Origin of the sequence: Sphingomonas hankookensis (genome assembly GCF_001619955.1) — a bacterium.
In the GTDB taxonomy this organism is placed as follows: Bacteria; Pseudomonadota; Alphaproteobacteria; order Sphingomonadales; family Sphingomonadaceae; genus Sphingomonas; species Sphingomonas hankookensis_A.
This window is the reverse complement of record NZ_LQQO01000042.1, coordinates 1-1,668: the sequence shown is the minus strand read 5'-3', so window position 1 is coordinate 1,668 and position 1,668 is coordinate 1. Positions and strand designations below refer to the sequence as shown.

Here is a 1,668-nt window from a genome sequence, read left to right as displayed (position 1 = left end):
TAGCAATAGCCATCAACAAGGCGGCTGCGCCCGGGACCACTACAAAGGCGAGGATCACCCGCCAAATTGAAGGATAGGTGCGCTTGGCTCGTGCGGCGTACATGACGCCAGCTTATCGCTTTGTCGTCGCCATTCCAGATCAATCGTCAGGAATGGTCAGAGCGTCAGGCCATGGTCGTCCTCCTCAATTTTTGGATCACTGGCCTGAGCCTGTTGCAACAAGCGTCCCGGTGACCGGTCCGCTCTAACCTCACATCCGGTCGCCGCTCGTGCGCGGCTGCACCACAATCCCGCTTGCGTCGGGTCTGGCTCAGGAGACGGGACCAACCTTTTTTTCGGCATCTGAAGCCAACAGGGACCTCCGGTCCGTCCACCTGGATCCGGCAGGGACGATGCCCTGCGGGAACTCGTATCGGGTTACGTGCTCATGCGGCCTTCAGCAGCGCGCCTGCGGGCACCACGCCGGCCGAGACGAACTGCCACAGCGCGATCAGCAGCTTGCGTGCGACTGCCACGATCATGACCCGCCGCGCGCGACCACCGTTCGCGCCCACCCGCTCCGCGTACCACTTCGTCAGCTCCGAGTCCGGCTGATGACGCAGCCACAGCCAGGCGACCTGGATCATGGTCGTTCGCAACCGCTTGTTGCCCGCCTTGGACACGCCCTGCTCCCGGTCCATGCTGCCGCTTTGCCACGGTGATGGGGCCAGCCCGGCATAGGCGGCGACCTGTCGTCGATTGCTGAAGCTGCGGAAGAACGCTTCTGCGTGCAGCACGCCGGCGAACTCAGGACCGATGCCGCGCAACTGGATGAGCCGGGGACCAGTGTCCGCCTCACCGGCGGCATCCGACCGCGGCTCGAGCAGCGCGTCGCGCTCGGCTTCGACCTGCTTGATCTGGCCGACGACCATCTCCAGCCGGTCCAGCTCGCGCTCGATCTCGCGGCGAACATGCCGGGGCAGCGGTCGTCCATCGCCGGTCACCAGTTCGTCCAGCCGCGCCCGCCGGTCGGCGCGCAGTGGCTCGTAGTCGCCGACCCCTTGCGCGAACAGCAGGCCCTTGATGCGGTTGACGTGCCGCACCCGCTCCACGACCAAAGCCCGCCGCTCGCGCGAGATGCGTCGCCGGTCCTCGTCCTCGACGCTCGGCACCGCCACCATCGCACACACCCGCGGCTCCCCGCGCTTGTAGGCCAGCAGCGTGCGGACCAGCGCCTCGCCGTCGAGCTTGTCCGTCTTGGCGCGCCGGCTGCGTCGTGAAGCGGCAATCGAGGCGGCGTCGACGACGTAGCTCTCGATACCCTCGCGCACCAGGCAGCGGTGTATCCAGAAGCCGTCGAGGCCCGCCTCCTGGATGACGACCAACGGGTACTGCTCGCCTGTCCGCTCCCGCGCCTTCGCCTGTAACTGCGCGAACCGCTCCAGGAGTGCCGGCACGTCGCTGCCCTTCACCTGATGCCGCGAGATCCGCTCGCCGCGACCCGGCGACAGCGACGTCACCAGCCAGGTGGAGCGGCTCAGCTCCAGCGACACGAAGATTGCGTTCAGCTGCGTGCTGACGGCGGCATGGCATGAGACGGACACGGGCACGGGCAACCTCCTTCACGACAAAGCGGGAAGGTCAGTCTGCCTCAACCGGCGCCAGCCCGCGCCCATGGGATCTTTTTTC

Annotated in this window: 1 protein-coding gene; it reads right to left on the bottom strand. The window is 66.8% G+C overall.

The window, feature by feature from the left end; genetic code table 11:
- Nucleotides 1-425 precede the first annotated feature (425 nt).
- Nucleotides 426-1,583, bottom strand: a complete 1,158-nt coding sequence (locus tag AVT10_RS14580; RefSeq protein WP_174435570.1) for an IS110 family transposase — start codon at nt 1,581-1,583, stop codon at nt 426-428.
- Nucleotides 1,584-1,668 lie beyond the last annotated feature (85 nt).